This is a genomic window from Nocardia sp. NPDC060259, from assembly GCF_042728775.1.
In the GTDB taxonomy this organism is placed as follows: domain Bacteria; phylum Actinomycetota; class Actinomycetes; order Mycobacteriales; family Mycobacteriaceae; genus Nocardia.
Genome location: NZ_JBHXAY010000186.1, coordinates 1 through 4,332, shown reverse-complemented (window position 1 = coordinate 4,332; position 4,332 = coordinate 1). Strand labels below are relative to the sequence as shown.

Here is a 4,332-nt window from a genome sequence, read left to right as displayed (position 1 = left end):
TGGCCATGCCACGCGCACCGCTTGCCTGACGCGAGAGAAATCATGACATCAGCGGCATCGCTCGGTGTGACCCTGTTGGCCGAGGGTTCCATCGATTTCAACGTCTCCGGGGTGATCGACCAGTTCTGGCGATTGACCGTCGACGGACTCACCTACGGATCGATCTACGCGTTGGTCGCCGTCGGCTACACCCTGGTCTACGGCGTGCTGCGACTGATCAACTTCGCGCATTCCGAGATCTTCATGCTCGGCATGTTCGGTACCTACGTGGGGCTGGAGCTGCTCGGCTTCGCCCCCAGCGGCAACGCGTACTCCCAGGGCGTCGTCCTGACGGTGACCTATCTCGGCTTGGCGATGCTGTTCGGCATGCTGGTCTCGGGCATCGCCGCGATCGGGCTCGAACGGGTGGCCTACCGCCCGCTGCGCAGGCGCGGAGCCAAACCGCTCGCGTTCCTGATCACCGCGATCGGCATGTCGTTCGTGATCCAGGAGTTCGTCCACTACATCCTGCCCAAGATCAGGCCAGGTCTCGGCGGCTCCAACGCCCAGACCGGTATCCGGCTGGTCGAGCCGAAGGTGCAGTTCACCTTCCTCGGCGCGCAGGTCACCAATGTGGCGCTGGTGATCTTCGCCGCGGCCATCGTGCTCGCGATCACCACCGAGATCGTCATCAACAGAACCAAGTTCGGCCGCGCCATCCGCGCGGTGGCACAGGATCCCGACACCGCGACCCTGATGGGTGTCTCGCGCGAGCGGGTCATCGTGCTGACCTTCCTCATCGGCGGTCTGCTCGCCGGTGCGGCCGCGATGCTCTACACGCTCTACATTCCCACCGGCATCATCTTCTCCGGCGGTTTCATCCTCGGTATCAAGGCGTTCAGCGCCGCGGTGCTCGGTGGTATCGGCAACCTGCGCGGCGCGCTGCTCGGCGGCATGATCCTCGGCGTCGCCGAGCAATACGGGCAGATCCTGTTCGGCAACGAATGGCGTGACGTGGTCGCGTTCGTTCTGCTGGTGACCGTGCTGATGTTCCGGCCGACCGGCATCCTCGGCGAGAGCCTGGGGAGGGCGCGCGCATGACCGACCTGACGAAAACACCGGTGAAGGACCAGGATCGGCGCGGCCTCGGCGACGCGATCCGCGACTGGTGGGACGGGCTGTCCCGGCCGGGCCAATGGGCCGTCGGCGTGCCGGTCATCGCCGTGCTGGCGATCCTGCCGCTGTACCCGCCCCCGTTTATCGACACCCCCGGCGTGAGTTTCGGCGGCGTGATGGCGCAGTTCGCGATGTACGCGCTGATCGCCATCGGCCTGAACGTGGTCGTCGGCCAGGCCGGTCTCCTCGACCTCGGCTATGTCGGTTTCTACGCTGTCGGCGCCTACACGGTCGGCCTGCTGACCAGTCCGAACAGTCCGTGGAACCAGACCGACGGCGGCTGGCTCAATCCCAGCTGGGCGTGGCTGGCGTGCCTGCCGATCGCGGTCGCGCTGACCGCGTTCGCCGGTCTCGTGCTCGGCGCGCCGACCCTGCGGCTGCGCGGCGACTACCTGGCGATCGTGACGCTGGGCTTCGGTGAGATCGTCCGCCTGATGGCCGACAACCTCGAGGAACTGACCAACGGCAGCCTCGGGTTGTCCAAGATCGCCTACCCACAGGTCGGCGAATCCGAAGCGCATCCCGGTGGCTACTTCTCCCCGGGCAACCTCGGTGATCCGGACAGCTCGAACCCGCTGGAGCGGGCCAACAACGGCACCTGGTGGTTCTGGCTCGGCATGGCGCTGGTCGTCGTGGTCCTGCTGGTCATCGGCAACCTCGAGCGCAGCCGGGTCGGCCGCTCCTGGGTCGCGATCCGCGAGGACGAGGACGCCGCCGAGATCATGGGCGTGCCGACCTTCAAGTTCAAGCTGTGGGCCTTCGTGATCGGCGCGTCCGTCGGCGGCCTGTCGGGCGCCATGTACGCCGGTCAGGTCACCTACGTGAACCCGAAGCAGTTCGACATCATCTTGTCGATGCTGTTCCTGTGTGCCGTCGTGCTCGGTGGCTCGGGCAACAAGCTCGGTGTGATCGTCGGCGCCTTCCTCATCGCGTATCTGCCGATGCGGTTGCAGTCGGTGCAGCTGGTGTCGAGCGAGTCGACCGGTTATCTGCTGCTCGGGCTCGATATCGCGCTGCTGGTCGGCCTGTGGCTGCTGTGGCGGTGGCGCGGTGACGCGCTCGGCGTGTGGGTCAGGCGCGGGGTGATCACCGTGTCGATCTTCGCGGTGGTCTTCGGCCTGCTGCTGCTGGGCAGCGTGCTGCTGTTCCGCAAGGGCGGCGCGCAGACGCTCGGTGACCTGAAGTACTTCTACTTCGGCATCGCGCTGGTGGTGATGATGATTCTGCGGCCACAGGGTCTGTTCCCGGTGCGGCAGAAGCTGCTCACCTACGGCAGACAGGTGTACCAGGCGGTCGTGCGCAAGCCGGCGGCCGAACCGATCGGAGCAGGGCGATGACGGGGCCGGGCGCAGGGGACGCGCTGTACGACAACGAGGACATGTCGGCCGGGTACAAGCCCGCGCCGGAGGTCGAACCGGCAGGCGAGGTCGACGTCACCGCGGTGCTGCCCGAACTCGGCGACGCCGAGACGGTCGCCGAGGTGGTCGCGCCGCATCGCGCGATCGACACCGAGGTGGGCGAGGCGCTGCTGCGCACCGACGGCCTGACGGTGAAGTTCGGCGGTCTGACCGCACTGGACGGGGTCAGCTTCGAGATCCGCCGCGGCGAGATCCTCGGCCTCATCGGCCCCAACGGCGCGGGCAAGACCACCTGCTTCAACGCGATCACCGGTGTCTACAAGCCCGCGGCGGGCAGCGTGCACTTCGACGGGCAGCCGCTGGCCAAGACCAAGCGCAACGAGATCACCCGGATGGGCATCGCGCGCACGTTCCAGAACGTGCGGCTGTTCGGGGAGATGACGGCGCTGGAGAACGTGGTCGTCGGCACCGACGCCCGCCACACCACCTCGGTGCCCGGCGCGGTGTTCCGCACCCCGAAGCACCGGCGCGAGGAACGCGACGCCATCGAACGTGGCATGGCGCTGCTCGAGTTCGTCGGCATCGCGCCACGCGCGGTGGAGAAGGCCCGCAACCTCTCCTACGGTGACCAGCGCAGGCTCGAGATCGCGCGAGCGCTGGCGACCGAGCCGAAGCTGCTGTGCCTGGACGAACCGGCCGCCGGGTTCAACCCGAGCGAGAAGTCGGCGCTGATGGATCTGATCCGCAAGATCCGCGACGACGGCTACACCGTGCTGCTCATCGAGCACGACATGCGGCTGGTGATGGGCGTGACCGACCGGATCGTGGTGCTCGAGTTCGGGCGCAAGATCGCCGACGGCCTGCCCGCCCAGGTACGCGAGGACCCGGCGGTCATCGCGGCCTATCTCGGTGTGCCCGACGCGGACACGGTCGAAGAGGTGCGCGAGGGAGCCGGTGCCGCCGCGGCGGCGGAAGCGGCGCCGACGGAGGCTCCGGCCACGGTGGTGGAAGCGGCGCGGGAGGAGCCCGAGGCCGTTGTCGAGCAGCGGGTGCCGCTGCTCGAGGTCCGCGACATGGTCGTGAACTACGGCAGAATCGAAGCGCTGCACGGGATCTCGCTGTCGGTCGACCAGGGCGAGCTGATCACCCTGCTCGGCGCCAACGGCGCGGGCAAGACGACCGCCATGCGCGCGCTGTCGGGTCTGCTGCCGCTCACCTCGGGCAAGATCCTGTTCGAGGGCAAGGACATCACCTCGATGAAGGCGCACGACCGGGTGGTGCACGGGCTGATCCAGGCGCCGGAAGGTCGCGGGGTGTTCCCCGGCATGACCGTGGCGGAGAATCTCGACATGGGTTGCTACGGCAGGCCGTTCGAGCAGAAGGCCGAGTACCAGCAGACGCTGGACTGGATCTTCGAACTGTTCCCGCGCCTGGCCGAACGCCGCAAGCAGGTCGGCGGCACGCTCTCCGGCGGCGAACAGCAGATGCTGGCCATCGGCCGTGCTCTGATGGCCCGCCCGAAGCTGCTGCTGCTCGACGAGCCGTCGATGGGTCTGGCGCCCATGGTGATCCAGCAGATCTTCAAGATCATCAGCGAGATCAACCGCCAGGGCACCACCGTCCTGCTCGTCGAGCAGAACGCCCAGCAGGCGCTGACCCGCAGCGACCGCGCCTACATCCTGGAAACCGGCGAGGTCACCAAGACCGGAGCGGGCTCCGCCCTCCTCACCGACCCCGCCGTCATGTCCGCCTACCTCGGCCACGACTGACCCGGTTCACCCGGCAATCGGCCCCTGTGCCGCTCGATGAGCGGCACAGG

Annotated in this window: 3 protein-coding genes and 1 pseudogene; all 4 read left to right on the top strand. The window is 67.7% G+C overall.

All coding sequences use genetic code 11. The features are described 5' to 3' along the window. Positions 1 to 42 precede the first annotated feature (42 nt). A complete protein-coding gene (locus ACFWF2_RS33360) occupies positions 43 to 1,080 on the top strand; it encodes a branched-chain amino acid ABC transporter permease (RefSeq protein WP_379311464.1) in 1,038 nt (345 codons plus the stop codon). Next, on the top strand, positions 1,077 to 2,492 hold the full coding sequence (locus ACFWF2_RS33355; RefSeq protein WP_379311463.1) for a branched-chain amino acid ABC transporter permease: 1,416 nt from the start codon (positions 1,077 to 1,079) through the stop codon (positions 2,490 to 2,492). The genes ACFWF2_RS33360 and ACFWF2_RS33355 overlap by 4 nt, the downstream gene beginning before the upstream one ends. Beyond that, a pseudogene (locus ACFWF2_RS33350) lies at positions 2,489 to 3,397 on the top strand (ABC transporter ATP-binding protein); the annotation flags it as partial. The gene ACFWF2_RS33355 and the pseudogene ACFWF2_RS33350, both read left to right, overlap by 4 nt. A 189-nt stretch (positions 3,398 to 3,586) precedes the next feature. Next, positions 3,587 to 4,282 carry an ABC transporter ATP-binding protein gene (locus ACFWF2_RS33345; RefSeq protein WP_379311465.1) on the top strand — a complete coding sequence of 232 codons (696 nt, stop codon included), beginning with the start codon at positions 3,587 to 3,589 and terminating at the stop codon, positions 4,280 to 4,282. Positions 4,283 to 4,332: the final 50 nt, after the last annotated feature.

Bases quoted from the DNA above. Each gene is read 5' to 3' on its own strand.
- ACFWF2_RS33345 (WP_379311465.1), top strand. From the start codon at position 3,587: ATGGTCGTGAACTACGGCAGAATCGAAGCGCTGCACGGGATCTCGCTG.
- ACFWF2_RS33355 (WP_379311463.1), top strand. From the start codon at position 1,077: ATGACCGACCTGACGAAAACACCGGTGAAGGACCAGGATCGGCGCGGC.
- ACFWF2_RS33360 (WP_379311464.1), top strand. From the start codon at position 43: ATGACATCAGCGGCATCGCTCGGTGTGACCCTGTTGGCCGAGGGTTCC.